Below are 14,538 nucleotides of genomic sequence, written 5' to 3' on the forward strand. Positions count from 1 at the left end.
TACCAACTACGCCTGAAGGCATAGAATTTACCGTTCCCGCAAACATCCCGCCAGGTGCACTCGCCGCCTGGTGCCGCCGTATGCCACCACGTGCCTCCCTGCCGCGGGGCGAGGACCAGCAGAAGCCCGCCCCGCCCCGCCCCGGTGTCCGGGGCCGGGCGCACGGGAGGTCAGGGGTGCGGATGGATGGCGAGTTCGACGCTTTCGGGAAGCGAATCCGCCCCGCGGATCTCACCGGGGTAGGCGAGCCGTACCCGGCGCAGTCGGGGCAGCCCCGCGAGGGGCGCGAGATCGAGCTCCGCGGCCTGCGACAGATGGATCTCCTCGAGCCCGGGAAGCCGCCGGGCGATCCGCCGCAGGGAGACGGCGGAACCGGCCCTGGCCCGCACGTTCAGATGGGTGACCTGAGGGATCTCGGTGCGTGGGGCGAACAGCAGGACGCTCAGCTGCTGCGAGGAGAGCGCCAGGGTGCGCAGGTTCGACAACTCGCCCAGGAGTGAGCCCCATTCGTCCGGCGCCAGCCGCTCGCTCGCGTCGTGCAGGCGCAGCTCCTCCAGCCCCTGGCACACCACGATGTCCGTGAGCTGTGCCGCCGACGACGGAAGCGACAGCAGCCGCAGCTCGGCGGCGCGCGGAAGGTCGGACAGACCGCGCCAGGGCACCTCAGGGCCAACGAGGAGCCCCTCAAGACGCCGGCAGCCCGCCAGCTTCAGCAGCGGTTCGAACTGGGGGAGATCCCGCAGTTCCAGCTTCTGCAGACGCGGCAGCCGGGTCAGCGGGGTGGGGTCCTTCAGGTTCCGGCACCCCTGGAGCACCAGCGTCTCGAGCTCCGGATAGGCGGAGAGCAGGTCGAGATCCTCGAGTTGCAGCGTGTTGCGCAGCCGCAGCTCCCGCAGCCGCCGCGGGTCGAGCGACGTACGGATCTCCTCGGGGCTGAAGTCGCCGTGGATGCCCACGCGTTGGTACCCGGACATGGTGCGCAGCGCGTCCAGCTCGGCGTGCGAGCGCACCGTGACGGTTTCGTCGGGAGCGGTTTCCAGGAGGGGGCGCACGATGTCCTCGGCGTACACCGTGGTGTCGAACCGGTCCCAGTGGCCGAGGAGCTGTGCCCGTACGGCCGGCTGCTCGGTGCGCAGGAACTCCCGGAGCCTGGGGATCGCCGCGTCCCCGCCGAGCTGGCATATCGCGTGGACGGTGGCCAGTTCCTCGTCGCCCTCCAGGTCCTTCGCCCCGGGCAGGAGTCCGAGGAGCAACGGGCCCGTCTGCTGGGCGAGCGACCTGGCCTCCCGCAGACTGCGCGGCGGGAGCATCCGCGCGGCCCGGTCCTCGATCGCCTCGCGCACCGCCGGCTCCAGACGGGTGGCCTGTTCGAGGGAGGCGAGGGCGAGGAGCCGCAGCCGCGCCTGCACCGCCGCGTCCTGCTCCCTGTCGCCCCGCTCGCGCAGCCGTGTCAGCAGGTCGGCGCGCTCCTGGTGGCGAGCCTGCGCGACGGCCATCTGGACGACGTCCTCCCACTGGTCCAGGTGCGCGTTGTTCACCAGCATGCCGATGTCACGCTCCTCCAGCACGGCCCTGGCGCCCAGGAAGTCCTGGAAGGTCCGGTGGATGAAGTCCACGGAGCCCGCGGAGGGTTCGCGCAGCAGACCGGAGCGCTCCAGGAGGTGCTGCAGGGCCTCCTCCGCCGTACCGACCTCCGCGAGGCGGGGCACGGAGGGCTGGAGACGTCGCACCACGTCCACGGCGTCCGCCCGGTCGAGCTGGGTCCGCTCGTTGCGGATCAGCCAGTACGCCAGTCTCTGGAGCGGCTCCGTCGCCGATCTCTGGTCCAGTACCGGTGTGCGGCCGTACACCTCGCGCTCCACGTCGCGCCGCTCCAGGAGCATGGAGAGCGCCGCCTCGTACAGGGAGGCGCGGCCCTGCGGCAGGAAGCCGCGGCGCTCCCGGTGCAGGGCGCAGATCAGACCGCACATCAGCGGATTGGTCGCGAGGCGGCTCAGCTCGGGGGTGCTGCGCAGCGACAGCGTGAGCGCGTCACCGAGCTCCTGGGAGGCCCCGGCCGCGGTGTGCCAGCGCCGGATGAACTGCTTCATGTCGGCGGGCCGCATCGAGGCGAGCGCGAACTCCTGGAAGCCGTCCCGTGCCAGCCAGCCCCGGTCGAGGGCCGAGGGGCGGGAGGTGAGCAGCCACAGGTTGCCGGGGAAGGCGGCGAGCAGCTTCCTGAGCCAGGCGCGCGTACGGGTCCGGTCGTCCTTCGGGATCTCGTCGGCCCCGTCGATCAGGAGCACACCGCGTCCGTTGCCCAGCACCCTCGCCGCCCAGCCGTCGGGCTCCGTGCCCACCAAGGGGCAGCCGATCCAGCGCAGGAAGTCCTCGGGCACGGGCAGTTCGGCGTCCTTGCGCGCCAGGGTGCGCAACGGCAGGACGAAGGGCACACGTCCGAACAGATGGGAGAGAGCGCCGGGCAGCCGCTCCTGCTGTGCCGTGGCGAGGGCCAGCCACTGGACCAGGGTCGTCTTGCCCGTACCGGCGACCCCGCGAAGGAGCACGCGCTCATGGCCGGCGAGGACCGCCTCGGCCGGACACGCGGCCCGCTCGGTCTCCGTGTCCCGGTCGGCTCCCGGCTCGTCGTGCACCACGGGAACCGGATCGGCTCCGTCGCGGTACGGAATGGCCTCCAGGCTCAGGTACGCGGCCTCCAACGGCCAGTCCTGGCCGTCCGGTTCGCGCAGGTCGACGCCGTAGATGGTGAGCCTGCCGTGGAACTCGACGATGAAGCGCGCGTACTCCTCCTCGAACTGCGCGTCCTGGCTGCTGATGTCCGGCAGCCGCTGAAGGATCCTGTCCAGCTTTTCGCGCTGCTCCCGCATCTCGCGGCTCTGTTCGATCTGGGCACGGGCCGCGAACCCGGGCCGTTGGCTGAAGAAGCGCATGAGATGCACGCAAGCCGTCTCGAGGAGCCGGTCGTGAAACCGGGCGGCGTCCTCGCTGAGCAGCCTTCGGGTGTCCGGACCCGCGCTCCTGGACAGTTCCACGGCCAGTCTCTCCGGGCCGAGCGCGAAGGCGTGGACGTCGTCCATGTCGAGATCGCCGAGAGCGTGCAGGGTGCGGGTCAGCGCCTGCCCCACGGCGTCGTGCTCGTCGGCGCCGATCGGCGGGTCGTGCGGTCCGGCGGCCCGTACGGCGCGGCGGACCAACTCGCGGGCCAGCTTGTGCAGATCGTCCTCGGAGAGCGCGCGGTGCTCCTTGCCGAACGACACGAGCCGACGGATCGGAACAGGGCGGTCGCCGTACTCCGCCCCCGGCACGCGAGCGGCCGGCAGCAGCAGTCGCTTGAGCACCGGCACGACCACCGCCGACGCGATCCGCAGTCCCACCGTGCCGCCGTCCACAGCGGACCCTCCCCCCAGTCGGCGCCGACGTGCGGTCCTCCGGGTCCGCCGACCCCCCGAACCTACCCACCTCGATCGGGCGAAACCCGTCTCGTGCGGGGGCGCGTGGCGTGACTCAGCGGCTCGTACGTACGACCGAGAACGCCGCCCCCTCCAGGTCCGCCACCGTGGCGACCCGGCCGTGCGGGCTCTCGTGGGCCGGCTCGACGACATGGCCGCCGAGGCCGACGACCCGGGCCACGGCCGCGTCCACGTCGACGACCTCGAAGTACGTCATCCAGTGGGCGCCGCGGTCACGCGGGAGCGCGCTGCCCACGCCGTGGATGCCGGCCACCGGGCGGCCCTTGACGTGCAGGGTGACGTAGTCGAGGTCGGACGAGACGGCGGGCTCCTGCTCGTAGCCGAAGACCGTCTCGTAGAACTTGGCGACGCCCGAGGACTCGCGTGTGACGAGCTCGTTCCAGGCGGGCGTCCCGGGGACCCCCGCGAGGCCCGCGCCGAGGTGGGCCGCGGCCTGCCAGACGCCGAACACGGCGCCCGAGGGGTCCGAGGCGAGCGCCAGCCGGCCGGCCTCGTCCGCGACCAGCGGACCGACGCCGACCGTGCCGCCGCAGTGCCGGACCGTCTCCGCCGTCAGGTCGACGTCGTCCGAGGCCAGATAGGGCGTCCACGCGACGGGCAGATGCCGGTCCGGCGGGAGCTGCCCGATGCCCGCCACCTCCTGCCCGTCCAGCTGCGCCCGCACGTACGCGCCCAACTGCTGCGGACCGGGCTGGAACTCCCAGCCGAACAGCTCCCCGTAGAACTCCTGGCTCGCGGCCATCCCGTGCACCATCAGACTCACCCAGCAGGGTGTACCTGCTGCGTACGCGGTCCCGTTCAGGTCGGCCGACCCCGGTGCCTCGGTCATCGTCACCCTCTCCTCGGCGCCTCGTGGGGCCGCTTCGCTTCCGCTTCCGGACCGGGCGTACCGCCGCCGTGCACCCCGGCCGCCCGGTGCCGATGGTCGCACCACCGACGGCATGCCGCGCCCCGGCCGTGCGGCCCACGGCCGGCCGACGCCCGCATTCCTGTTGCCCATCCATTTCCCCGCGATTGCCTGAACATGTCCATCGGCTGTACAGCGAGTGCCCGTTCCTGCACGCCGAGTGGTCGGTCCTGTCCGGCGGGGCACAGTAGCCGGACCTGGACGATGTGGCCACCCCGTGCGCGAGGATGGTGGCCATGAACGCCATCATCTCCGCATCCCGACTCGCGAGCGACCTGGCGGGGCCGACGCCCCCGGTCGTGCTGGACATCCGCTGGCAGCTGGGCGGTCCGAACCTGCGCCACGCCTATGAGGAGGCGCACATTCCGGGAGCCGTCTACGTGGACCTCGACACCGAACTCGCCGCTCCCGCGGGTGCGGCGGGCCGGCATCCGCTGCCCGACCCGGAGGCCTTCGGCGCGGCCATGCGCGCGGCCGGGGTCTGCGGTGACCGCGATGTCGTCGTGTACGACGGAGGGCTCGGCTGGGCCGCAGCGCGGGCCTGGTGGCTGTTGCGCTGGACGGGTCACCCGGCGGTGCGCGTGCTTGACGGCGGCCTCGCGGCCTGGAGCGGTCCGGTGGAGGCCGGCCGTCAGGATCCGGCCACCGGCACCTTCGAACCGGCCCCCGGGGCGGTGCCCCTGCTGGACGCCGACGGCGCGGCCGCGCTGGCCGGGACCGGGCTGCTGCTCGACGCTCGGGCCGCCGAGCGGTACCGCGGCGACGTCGAGCCGATCGACCGGGTCGGCGGTCACATCCCCGGCGCGGTCTCGGCGCCGACCACCGGGAACGTGGCCGAATCCGGTCGGTTCCTGCCCGCCGGTGAACTCACCGACCGTTTCAGGTCCCTGGGTGCCGACGGCACGTCCGAGGTCGGCGTCTACTGCGGGTCGGGCGTCTCCGGCGCGCACGAGGTCCTCGCGCTGGCGGTCGCGGGCATCCCGGCCGCGCTGTACGTGGGCTCCTGGTCCGAGTGGTCCCAGGACGAGGGGCGCCCGGTCGCGACCGGCCCGGACCCGCGGTAGCCGCCCGCCCGCCCGCGCGGGCGGACGGGCAGGCAGGGGGCGGACAGGAGTGAAAGGGGCTCGCACCATGACGGTGCGAGCCCCTTTCACCTTTGGTCCTGTTCTAGTCCTGCTTCTTGCGGCGTGTCCCGAAGACGATCTCGTCCCAGCTCGGTACGGCCGCTCTGCGTCCCGGACGCACACCGTCCGCCTCGGCCTGCCGGTCGGTGGCACCGACGAGCCGGTCGCGGTGGCTGGCCACCGAGCGCGGCATGAGCACGTCCGCGTAGGCGGAACCGGCCGAGGCGGCGGGCGCCGGCGGCTCCTCCACCTCGGGTTCCTGCCCGGACTCCTCCCCCGTCGCCGGAAGTTCCGCGGCCGAGGCCGTGGAAGCCGAGGCGGCGGGGGCGGCCGAGGGCCGCTCGGGCACGACCATGTCACCGCGGAAGCTCGGCACGGCTTCGAGGAGGCTGGTCAGCGAGTCCCGCTCGCTGACGCTCTCCTCGCCGTCCGGGTCGGGCGGCGACGGGGGCAGGCCGGGACGCTCGATCTGCCGGTCGAGGGCGCGGTCGAGGGGCCGGTCCCGCGGCAGCCGCGCGATCCGCGGCACGAACGGGAAGCTGGGCTCGGCCGAGGCGAGGTCCTCGGACTCGCCGATCAGCGAGCGGGCCTCGTCGTCCACGGCCTGGACGAGCCGCCGGGGCGGGTCGTACGTCCAGCTCGCCGAGTGCGGTTCGCCCGCCACCCGGTAGACCAGCAGCACCTCCCAGGTGCCGTCGTCGCGGCGCCAGGAGTCCCACTGGACGGTCTCCTTGTCGGCGCCGCGCAGCAGGAGGCGCTCCTGTACCGCTTCACCCAGCTGGGGACCTGTGGTCTCACCGGGGCGGCGGACGGGGGTCTTGCGGGCCCGCTCCGCCATGAAGGCGCGCTCGGCGAGTACGGGTCCCTCGAAGCGGCGCACACGGTCGACGGGGATACCGGCGAGCTGGGCGACCTCTTCGGCGGAGGCTCCCGCACGTATGCGTGCCTGGATGTCTCGGGGGCGGAGATGGCTCTCCACCTCGATTTCGATCTGGCCGAGGCGGGGACGGTCGCCGCGTACGGCGGCGCGTAGACGCTCGTCAATCGGAAGCGTGTACTCCGTGCTGTCCGCAGCCTTCAGCACCAGCCGTGTGCCGTCGTTGGAGACGGCCACGACACGCAGTTCGGGCATGGGGACCTCCCGGGTGGTGCCTGCCGACGTCACGTGCGTCGCTGCTTCCGCTAGTCGAGTGTGGCCTGCCCGGGTGCAGCCTGCCACAACCTTGCCGAGTTGCCCGGCGTGTCGGGCGCGGGCCCTGACTCGCCGTTATGGCACGGTTACCTATTCGCAACGCTGAGTAACGAACCTCATCACCCTGAGCAACGAGCCCCCTCCCGGCGGTCCTGGCAAGGCTCCGGACGCCCTGGCGAGTGTCCGGACCCAGGGCTCGCAACAGTACTCCATTCGGGCCACTCGCGTGGATCGGCGGACGGCCGAACTTCTGTCCGGGGGCGGGGAGCGGCCGCCCGGGGTGACGCTTCGGTGATCATGGCGCGACCAGCTCTTCACATGGTCGGCAGAAACGGAAGCCGCGCTTCGCCCGTACGTCCTGTGCTCGGGCAACCGGTCGGCGTGGGCGGCTACTCGCCCAGGATCCGCCGCAAGTAGTCGTTCCCGAAGAGCCGTTGCGGGTCCAGCCGGTCCCGCAGCGCGGTGAACTCGCCGAAGCGCGGGTAGACACCGGCGAAGTACGCGGCGTCGCGCGTGTGCACCTTCCCCCAGTGGGGCCGCCCCTCGTGCGCGGTGAAGATCCGCTCGGCGGCGCTGAAGTACGCCCGGTACGGCGTCCCTCGGAACATGTGGACGGCGATGTACGCGCTGTCCCGGCCGGACGCGGTGGACAGCGTGATGTCGTCCGCCGGGGCCGTGCGCACCTCCACCGGGAAACTGATGCGCAGTGGCGAACGGTCCACCATGGCCTTGAGTTCGCGCAGCGTCTCGACGAGCGCGGCACGCGGGACGGCGTACTCCATCTCCGTGAAACGCACCCGGCGAGGAGAAGTGAAGACCTTGTAGGGAATGTCGGTGTAGGTGCGCGCGGACAGGGCGCGGCTGCAGATCCGGGCGATCGAGGGGATCGTGGCGGGGACGGTGCGGCCCACGTAGTTGACCGCGTGGAAGACGCCGTTGGAGAGGAACTCGTCCTCGTAGAGGCCGCGGACGGTGCCGACCGGCCGCTCGGGGCCCACGCTGCGGTTGTTGCGCTTGGTGTTGCAGTTGCCGGTGTGGGGGAACCAGTAGAACTCGAAGTGCTCGTTCTCCGTGAACAGTTCGTCGAAGGAGCCCGTCACCTCGTCGAAGCTCATCGGCTCCTCGCGGGCGGCGAGCAGGAACACGGGTTCCACGGCGAAGGTGATCGCGGTGACGATCCCCAGGGCGCCGATCCCGATCCGGGCCGCCGCGAAGATCTCGGGGTTCTCCTCCTTCGAACACGTGAGGACCGAGCCGTCGGCGGTCACCAGTTCGAGGCTCTCTACCTGGGCGGCTATCGAGGCGGAGTCGCGGCCGGTGCCGTGCGTGCCGGTGCTCATCGCGCCCGCCGCCGTCTGCTCCATGATGTCGCCCATGTTCGCGAGCGACAGCCCCTCCCGGGCCAGGGCCAGATTGAGTCGCTTGAGCGGTGTACCGGCCTCCACGGTGACGGTGCCGGCCTCACGGTTGATCTCGCGGATACCGGTCAACAGTTGAGGGCGGATCAATACCCCGTCGGTCGCCGCGGCCGCGGTGAAGGAGTGGCCCGTGCCGACAGCCTTGACCCTGAGCCCGTCCTCGGCCGCCCGGCGCACCGCGGCGGAGAGCTCCTCGACGGAGGCCGGAGTGACCTGCCGCGCCGGGCGGGCGGTGACGTTCCCCGCCCAGTTACGCCAGGTGCCGCTGTTCTTGCTCACTGTGCTGTCCATGGGTTCCTCCCCGCTGCGGAACCGGCCTGCCGAGCCGGCGATACCCGAGGAAACACACCGCGACCGCGACGGCCCCGGCCGCGACCGGAACCCCGTACCCGGCCCGCGCCCCGGCGGCGTCGATCACCCAGCCGGACAGGGAGGAACCGAGCGCGACGCCGACCAGGAGCCCGGTGCTCACCCAGGTCATGCCCTCGGTCAGATGCGCGCGTGGTACGTGCAGTTCGACGAGGGCCATCGTCGTGATCATCGTCGGTGCGATGGACAGGCCCGCAACGAACAGCGCCACGGCCAGGAACGGCAGGTTTCCGACCAGTAGCAGGGGGATCATACTCACGGCCATGGCACATATGCCCAGGGCCCACCTGCGGGCGGGCGCCCCCGCGAAGCGCAGCAGCCCGAAGACGGCACCCGCCGTGCAGGAGCCCGCCGCGTACACGGCCAGGACGACGCTCGCGGCTCCCTTGTGGCCCTCCTCGTCCGCGAAGGCCACGGTGACCACGTCGACCGCGCCGAAGATCGCACCCGTCGCCACGAAGGTGACGACCAGGACCTGGAGCCCCGCCGAGCGCAGCGCCGAACCCGTCGTGTGCTGTCCGCGCGGATGCGGCGGCGGCTCGGTGGCCCGCTGGGACGTCAGCCAGAAGACGCCGACCACCAGGAAGCAGGCCGCGAGCAGCGGTCCGGCCTCCGGGAACCAGGCCGTGGACAGGCCGATGGAGATGATCGGCCCGAAGATGAAACAGATCTCGTCGACGACCGACTCGAAGGCGTACGCGGTGTGCAGCTCGGGCCTGTCCCGGTAGAGCAGCGCCCAGCGCGCCCTGGTCATCGCGCCGATGCTCGGTACGCAGCCGATGCCGGCCGAGCAGAGGAACAGCACCCAGTCCGGCCCGTCGAAGTGGGCGGTCAGCAGAAGGCCCGAGGCCGCGGTGAACGCGGCCAGCATGGCGGGCCGCAGTACCCGCCGCTGCCCGTACCGGTCCACCAGCCGGGATATCTGCGGCCCCAGGACCGCCGCGAACAGCGCGATGGTCGCCGAGAGCGCGCCGGCGAGCCCGTACCGGCCGGTGACCTGGGAGATCATCGTGACCACGCCGATGCCCATCATCGACAGCGGCATCCGGCCGAGGAAGCCCGCGGTGCTGAAGGCCCTGGAGCCCGGTGCGGTGAACAAGGCGCGGTAGGGGCTGGGCACGGGCGGTCTCCGGTCAGGCTCCGGTAAGGCGTGAATGTGGCTGATACAGCTTACGGGTCGGACGATCCCCGACGCAGCCACCCGGTCGGGGCCGCTGACGACGCCATGGATCCGCCCGGCCGGCCCGCCGCGCCTGCGGCCGCCTTTCGTCCGGCCCCCGCCGGTGCCCGGCCGCCGTCGGGCAGGTGGGAGGATCGAGGCATGCGAGACGCGCTCGATGCCACTCCCTACGACGCCCTGCTCCTGCTCTCGTTCGGCGGCCCCGAAGGCCCCGACGAGGTGGTCCCGTTCCTGGAGAACGTGACGCGCGGCCGGGGCATCCCCAAGGAACGCCTCAAGGAAGTGGGGCAGCACTACTTCCTGTTCGGCGGGGTCAGCCCGATCAACGACCAGAACCGCGCCCTGCTGGACGCCCTCCGCAAGGACTTCGCGGAACACGGCCTGGACCTGCCGGTGTACTGGGGCAACCGGAACTGGGGGCCGTACCTGACCGACACCCTGCGCGAGATGGTCGCCGAAGGACGCCGTCGCGTCCTGGTCCTCGCCACGAGCGCGTACGCCTCGTACTCGGGCTGCAGGCAGTACCGCGAGGACCTGGCCGGGGCCCTGGCGACCCTGGAGGGGGAGGGCCTCGAACTGCCGCGGATCGACAAGCTCCGGCACTACTTCAACCACCCGGGCTTCCTGGAGCCGATGATCGAGGGCGTCCTGAAGTCCCTCGCCGAGCTTCCGGAGGACGTCCGCGCGGGCGCGCACATCGCCTTCTCGACGCACTCGATCCCGGACGCCGCGGCGGACACCTCGGGCCCCGTGGAGGGCCACGGCGACGGCGGGGCGTACGTGCGACAGCACCTGGACGTCGCCCGGGTCGTCGCCGACGCGGTGCGCGAGCGGACCGGCACCGACCACCCCTGGCGGCTCGTCTACCAGTCGCGCTCGGGCGCCCCGCACATCCCGTGGCTGGAGCCGGACATCTGCGACCACCTGGAGGAACTGCACGCGGCCGGCGTCCCGGCCGTCGTCATGGCGCCCGTCGGCTTCGTCTCGGACCACATGGAGGTCCTCTACGACCTCGACACGGAGGCCACGGCGAAGGCCGCCGAGCTGGGGCTGCCGGTGCGCCGCTCGGCCACGGTGGGCGCCGACCCGCGGTTCACCGCCGCGATCCGCGACCTCGTCCTGGAGCGGGCCGCGACCGAGAGCGGCCGGGACGTCTCGCCCTGTGCCCTCGGCGCCCTGGGCCCGAGCCACCGCCTCTGCCCCGTGGGCTGCTGCCCGGCCCGCACCCCCAAGCCCGCAGCCGCGGGCGCCGACAGCCCGTACGTATAGGAGTCCCGTGACCGCCACAGCGAACGACGAGCTGAAGGCCGAGCTGCTGGAGATCGCGCTCGACGCGGCGCACCGAGCGGGGGCCTTCCTGCGGGACGGCCGCCCCGACGACCTCGGTGTGGCGGCGACCAAGTCCAGCGCGGTCGACGTCGTCACCGAGATGGACATCGCCTCCGAGAAGCTGATCACCGGTCTGCTGGCCGAGGCCAGGCCGGACGACGGCGTGCTCGGCGAGGAGGGTGCCGACATCGAGGGCAGCAGCGGAGTCCAGTGGGTGATCGACCCGATCGACGGGACGGTCAACTACCTGTACGGCCTGCCCAGCTGGGCCGTCTCCATCGCGGTCCGCAAGGACGGCGAGACGCTCGTCGGCGTCGTGCACGCCCCGATGCGCGGCGAGACCTACCGGGCCGTCCTGGGCCAGGGCGCGCAGGTCAACGACCGCCCCGCGCGCGTGCGGCCCGCCCCCGAGCTCGCGCTGGCCCTCGTCGGCACCGGCTTCGGCTATCTCGCGGACCGCAGGGCCCGGCAGGCCGAGGTGCTCGGGCAGCTGGTCCCCCAGGTCCGGGACATCCGGCGCGGCGGCTCGGCCGCGATCGACCTGTGCGACGTGGCGACGGGCCGCCTCGACGCGTACTACGAGCGCGGGCTGAACCCTTGGGACTACGCGGCGGGTGACCTGATCGCCCGGGAGGCCGGCGCGCTGACCGGCGGACGCCCCGGCGAGGTCCTGTCGACCGACCTGACGGTCGCGGCCCCGCCCGGCCTCTTCGAACCCCTCCAGGCCCGCCTCGACGAGCTCGGCGCCTGGCACGACTGACGGGTGACGCACGGTGACGACGGAGCGGGGCCCCGGGCTGGATCTGCCCCCGGGGCCCCGCTCTCGGTCTTTCGGATCCAGCTCGGTCAGACGTGTGACACGCCGACCTGCACACCGTGCTCGGCGGCAAGGCGGTGCAGGTCGTCGAGTTCCGCCTGCTCGACCTCCGCGAGGAAGTCGTCGCCGGTCTCGCGAGCCATCGTCAGGTCGGACTCGGTCGCCCTTATGCGCTGCAGAAGTCCTGCGGTGAAAGCGTCCATGCTGCGCCCCCTCGTCCTGGTCGTGGGTCGGTGGCACGGGGGTGTGCCGTTCGGAAGGGGCGATCACGTCTCCAGGGATGCCCGGCGCTGCCCAGCCGGTGGCGTCAGTGCCGAACACCCACGCCCGCCCTGCGGAAGCGGACCATGACGTGCCGGATGGTGGTGCGGCACAAGCAGAGCGTGATCGCGGGGTGTAAAACCGTCCTCCCCCCGCTCCCTTCCACGGAAACCTCAACCCCCCGAGAAAATCTCGCATTCCCCGTCCCCAGAACTCGTCTTACAGCCGACTTATGGCCGAAAAGGGCAGGATGGAGTCCCACTCTCCCCGCTCTCGGCTGTGCTCGGGCGGGAGGACCCCATCAGAGACCGCCCGCGCGCGCCGACAGGCCGCCGCGCGGGTGGACACAGGAAGGACAAGCGACGTGCGCGTACTCGTCGTCGAGGACGAGCAACTGCTCGCCGATGCGGTGGCCACCGGACTGCGCCGGGAGGCCATGGCCGTCGACGTCGTGTACGACGGCGCGGCCGCTCTGGAGCGCATCGGAGTCAACGACTACGACGTGGTCGTCCTGGACCGTGACCTCCCGCTGGTGCACGGCGACGACGTCTGCCGCAAGATCGTCGAGCTCGGCATGCCCACCCGCGTCCTCATGCTCACGGCCTCCGGAGACGTCAGCGACCGGGTCGAGGGCCTGGAGATCGGCGCCGACGACTACCTCCCCAAGCCGTTCGCGTTCAGCGAGCTGACGGCACGCGTGCGCGCGCTGGGCCGGCGGACGAGCATGCCGCTGCCGCCCGTCCTGGAGCGTGCCGGGATCAAGCTCGACCCCAACCGCCGCGAGGTGTTCCGCGACGGCAAGGAGGTCCAGCTCGCGCCCAAGGAGTTCGCCGTCCTGGAGGTGCTGCTGCGCAGCGAGGGCGCGGTCGTCTCCGCCGAGCAGCTCCTGGAGAAGGCCTGGGACGAGAACACCGACCCGTTCACCAACGTCGTGCGCGTCACGGTGATGACCCTGCGCCGCAAGCTCGGCGAGCCGCCGGTCATCGTCACCGTGCCGGGCTCCGGCTACCGGATCTGATCCCCATGACCACGACACCGGCGCCTCCCAAGGCGCCACCGAAGCCCACCTGGGACCCCAGGAAACCGGAGCCGCCGTTCCCCTGGCTGCGCCCGACCATCCGGATACGGCTGACGCTGCTGTACGGCGGGATGTTCCTGATCGCCGGGATCCTGCTGCTGTCGATCATCTACCTGCTGGCGGCCCAGGCCCTCCACGAGGGCAGCGGCGTCGACTTCCGGGTGACCGGCAGCAATCTCCAGCTCACCAGTGGCACGTGTCCACAGCTGAGCGGGGCCAGCAGCAACGAAGAACTGAACGGGATGCTCAAGGAGTGCACCGCCGCCCAGCGGCAGCACGCCCTGGACGGCCTGCTGAGCCGCTCGCTGATGGCCCTGCTCGGGCTGGCCGTGATCGCCTTCGCCTTCGGCTACGCGATGGCCGGCCGGGTGCTCGCGCCGCTGGGCCGCATCACCCGCACCGCGCGCGCGGTGGCGGGCTCGGACCTGTCCCGGCGGATCGAGCTGGACGGTCCCGACGACGAGCTCAAGGAGCTGGCGGACACCTTCGACGACATGCTGGCGCGGCTGCAGCGGGCCTTCACGGCGCAGCAGCGGTTCGTCGGGAACGCCTCGCACGAGCTGCGGACGCCGCTGGCGATCAACCGCACCCTCCTGGAGGTGCACCTGTCGGACCCGGGTGCCCCCATGGAGCTGCAGCAGCTGGGCAAGACCCTGCTGGCCACCAACGAACGCAGTGAACAGCTCGTCGAGGGCCTGCTGCTGCTCGCCCGCAGCGACAACCAGATCGTCGAACGCAAACCGGTCGACCTCGCCGAGGTCGCCTCGCAGGCCATAGACCAGGTGCGCGGCGAGGCCGACGTGAAGGGTGTGGAGGTGCGCGGGGAGCGGGCGGCCGCGGTCGTCCAGGGCAACGGCGTCCTCCTGGAGCGGATCGCCCTGAACCTCGTCCAGAACGCCGTGCGGTACAACGTGGCGCGGGACGGCTGGGTCGAGGTCGTCACGGCGGTGCAGCACGGCCAGGCGGTCCTCACGGTGGCCAACACCGGGCCCGTCGTCCCCGCGTACGAGGTCGATAATCTTTTCGAGCCGTTCCGGCGGCTGCGTACCGAGCGGACGGGAAGCGACAAGGGCGTGGGGCTGGGACTGTCCATCGCCAGGTCAGTGGCCCGCGCCCACGGCGGTCACATCGTCGCGGAGCCCCGCGAGGGGGGTGGCCTGGTGATGCGAGTAGCCCTCCCCATCTGAGACCATGTCGCCGACACGCGAGGATGTTCGCTTTGCGCGGAAATTTCTGTCCGCGCCCAGCGCACTCCCGTGTGTGATCGATCACAAGGTCGAATTTCCGTCATCTACCCTCCGTGATCGACAGGGCTGCCGTAAAGCCGGGAAAATCCGGGTTTTCGGGGGCCGAGATCACGGGAAGTACATGGTGAGACGCCTTTGAAGTGCGG

General features: G+C 71.8%; 11 protein-coding genes. 5 read left to right on the plus strand and 6 right to left on the minus strand.

Features of this window, described 5'->3' with window-relative positions; translation table 11 throughout:
• Positions 1 to 170 precede the first annotated feature (170 nt).
• Complete coding sequence (locus tag ACLVWQ_RS27350) at positions 171 to 3,389, minus strand: NACHT domain-containing protein (RefSeq protein ID WP_414111846.1); 3,219 nt, start codon at positions 3,387 to 3,389, stop codon at positions 171 to 173.
• A 115-nt stretch (positions 3,390 to 3,504) separates the two neighbouring features.
• On the minus strand, positions 3,505 to 4,299 hold the full coding sequence (locus ACLVWQ_RS27355) for a VOC family protein (RefSeq protein WP_414111847.1): 795 nt from the start codon (positions 4,297 to 4,299) through the stop codon (positions 3,505 to 3,507).
• 314 nt (positions 4,300 to 4,613) lie between these two features.
• Here ACLVWQ_RS27355 and ACLVWQ_RS27360 point away from each other — a divergent pair, with 314 nt between their 5' ends.
• Positions 4,614 to 5,441: a sulfurtransferase gene (locus tag ACLVWQ_RS27360; protein ID WP_414111848.1), complete on the plus strand. Its 828-nt coding sequence runs from the start codon at positions 4,614 to 4,616 to the stop codon at positions 5,439 to 5,441.
• Between the two features lie 103 nt (positions 5,442 to 5,544).
• On the opposite strand, the gene sepH is transcribed toward ACLVWQ_RS27360, so the two are convergent.
• The 3 genes from sepH to ACLVWQ_RS27375 form a co-directional block, all read right to left on the minus strand.
• The gene (gene sepH / locus ACLVWQ_RS27365; protein WP_414111849.1) at positions 5,545 to 6,633 is read right to left on the minus strand and encodes a septation protein SepH; all 1,089 of its coding nucleotides are present in this window, start codon (positions 6,631 to 6,633) and stop codon (positions 5,545 to 5,547) included.
• Positions 6,634 to 7,082: 449 nt separating this feature from the next.
• A complete protein-coding gene (locus ACLVWQ_RS27370) occupies positions 7,083 to 8,402 on the minus strand; it encodes a D-arabinono-1,4-lactone oxidase (RefSeq protein ID WP_414111850.1) in 1,320 nt (439 codons plus the stop codon).
• Positions 8,362 to 9,600, minus strand: coding sequence for an MFS transporter (locus ACLVWQ_RS27375; protein ID WP_414111851.1), 1,239 nt, complete (start codon positions 9,598 to 9,600; stop codon positions 8,362 to 8,364). The genes ACLVWQ_RS27370 and ACLVWQ_RS27375 overlap by 41 nt, the downstream gene beginning before the upstream one ends.
• A gap of 201 nt (positions 9,601 to 9,801) precedes the next feature.
• Here ACLVWQ_RS27375 and ACLVWQ_RS27380 point away from each other — a divergent pair, with 201 nt between their 5' ends.
• Both ACLVWQ_RS27380 and ACLVWQ_RS27385 read left to right on the plus strand, forming a co-directional pair.
• Positions 9,802 to 10,929: a ferrochelatase gene (locus ACLVWQ_RS27380; RefSeq protein WP_414111852.1), complete on the plus strand. Its 1,128-nt coding sequence runs from the start codon at positions 9,802 to 9,804 to the stop codon at positions 10,927 to 10,929.
• A 7-nt stretch (positions 10,930 to 10,936) separates the two neighbouring features.
• The gene (locus tag ACLVWQ_RS27385; RefSeq protein ID WP_414111853.1) at positions 10,937 to 11,749 is read left to right on the plus strand and encodes an inositol monophosphatase family protein; all 813 of its coding nucleotides are present in this window, start codon (positions 10,937 to 10,939) and stop codon (positions 11,747 to 11,749) included.
• Between the two features lie 86 nt (positions 11,750 to 11,835).
• Here the strand turns inward: ACLVWQ_RS27385 and ACLVWQ_RS27390 are convergent, their stop codons facing one another.
• Entirely contained in the window at positions 11,836 to 12,009 is a 174-nt protein-coding gene (locus tag ACLVWQ_RS27390; protein WP_169801958.1) for a hypothetical protein, read from the minus strand.
• A gap of 422 nt (positions 12,010 to 12,431) precedes the next feature.
• Between ACLVWQ_RS27390 and ACLVWQ_RS27395 the strand changes: the two genes are divergently transcribed.
• Both ACLVWQ_RS27395 and ACLVWQ_RS27400 read left to right on the plus strand, forming a co-directional pair.
• Complete coding sequence (locus tag ACLVWQ_RS27395) at positions 12,432 to 13,085, plus strand: response regulator transcription factor (protein WP_055615445.1); 654 nt, start codon at positions 12,432 to 12,434, stop codon at positions 13,083 to 13,085.
• Between the two features lie 5 nt (positions 13,086 to 13,090).
• On the plus strand, positions 13,091 to 14,332 hold the full coding sequence (locus ACLVWQ_RS27400; protein WP_414111854.1) for a sensor histidine kinase: 1,242 nt from the start codon (positions 13,091 to 13,093) through the stop codon (positions 14,330 to 14,332).
• Positions 14,333 to 14,538 lie beyond the last annotated feature (206 nt).

The sequence above is a fragment of the Streptomyces sp. CWNU-52B genome (assembly GCF_047444975.1).
GTDB lineage: Bacteria > Actinomycetota > Actinomycetes > Streptomycetales > Streptomycetaceae > Streptomyces.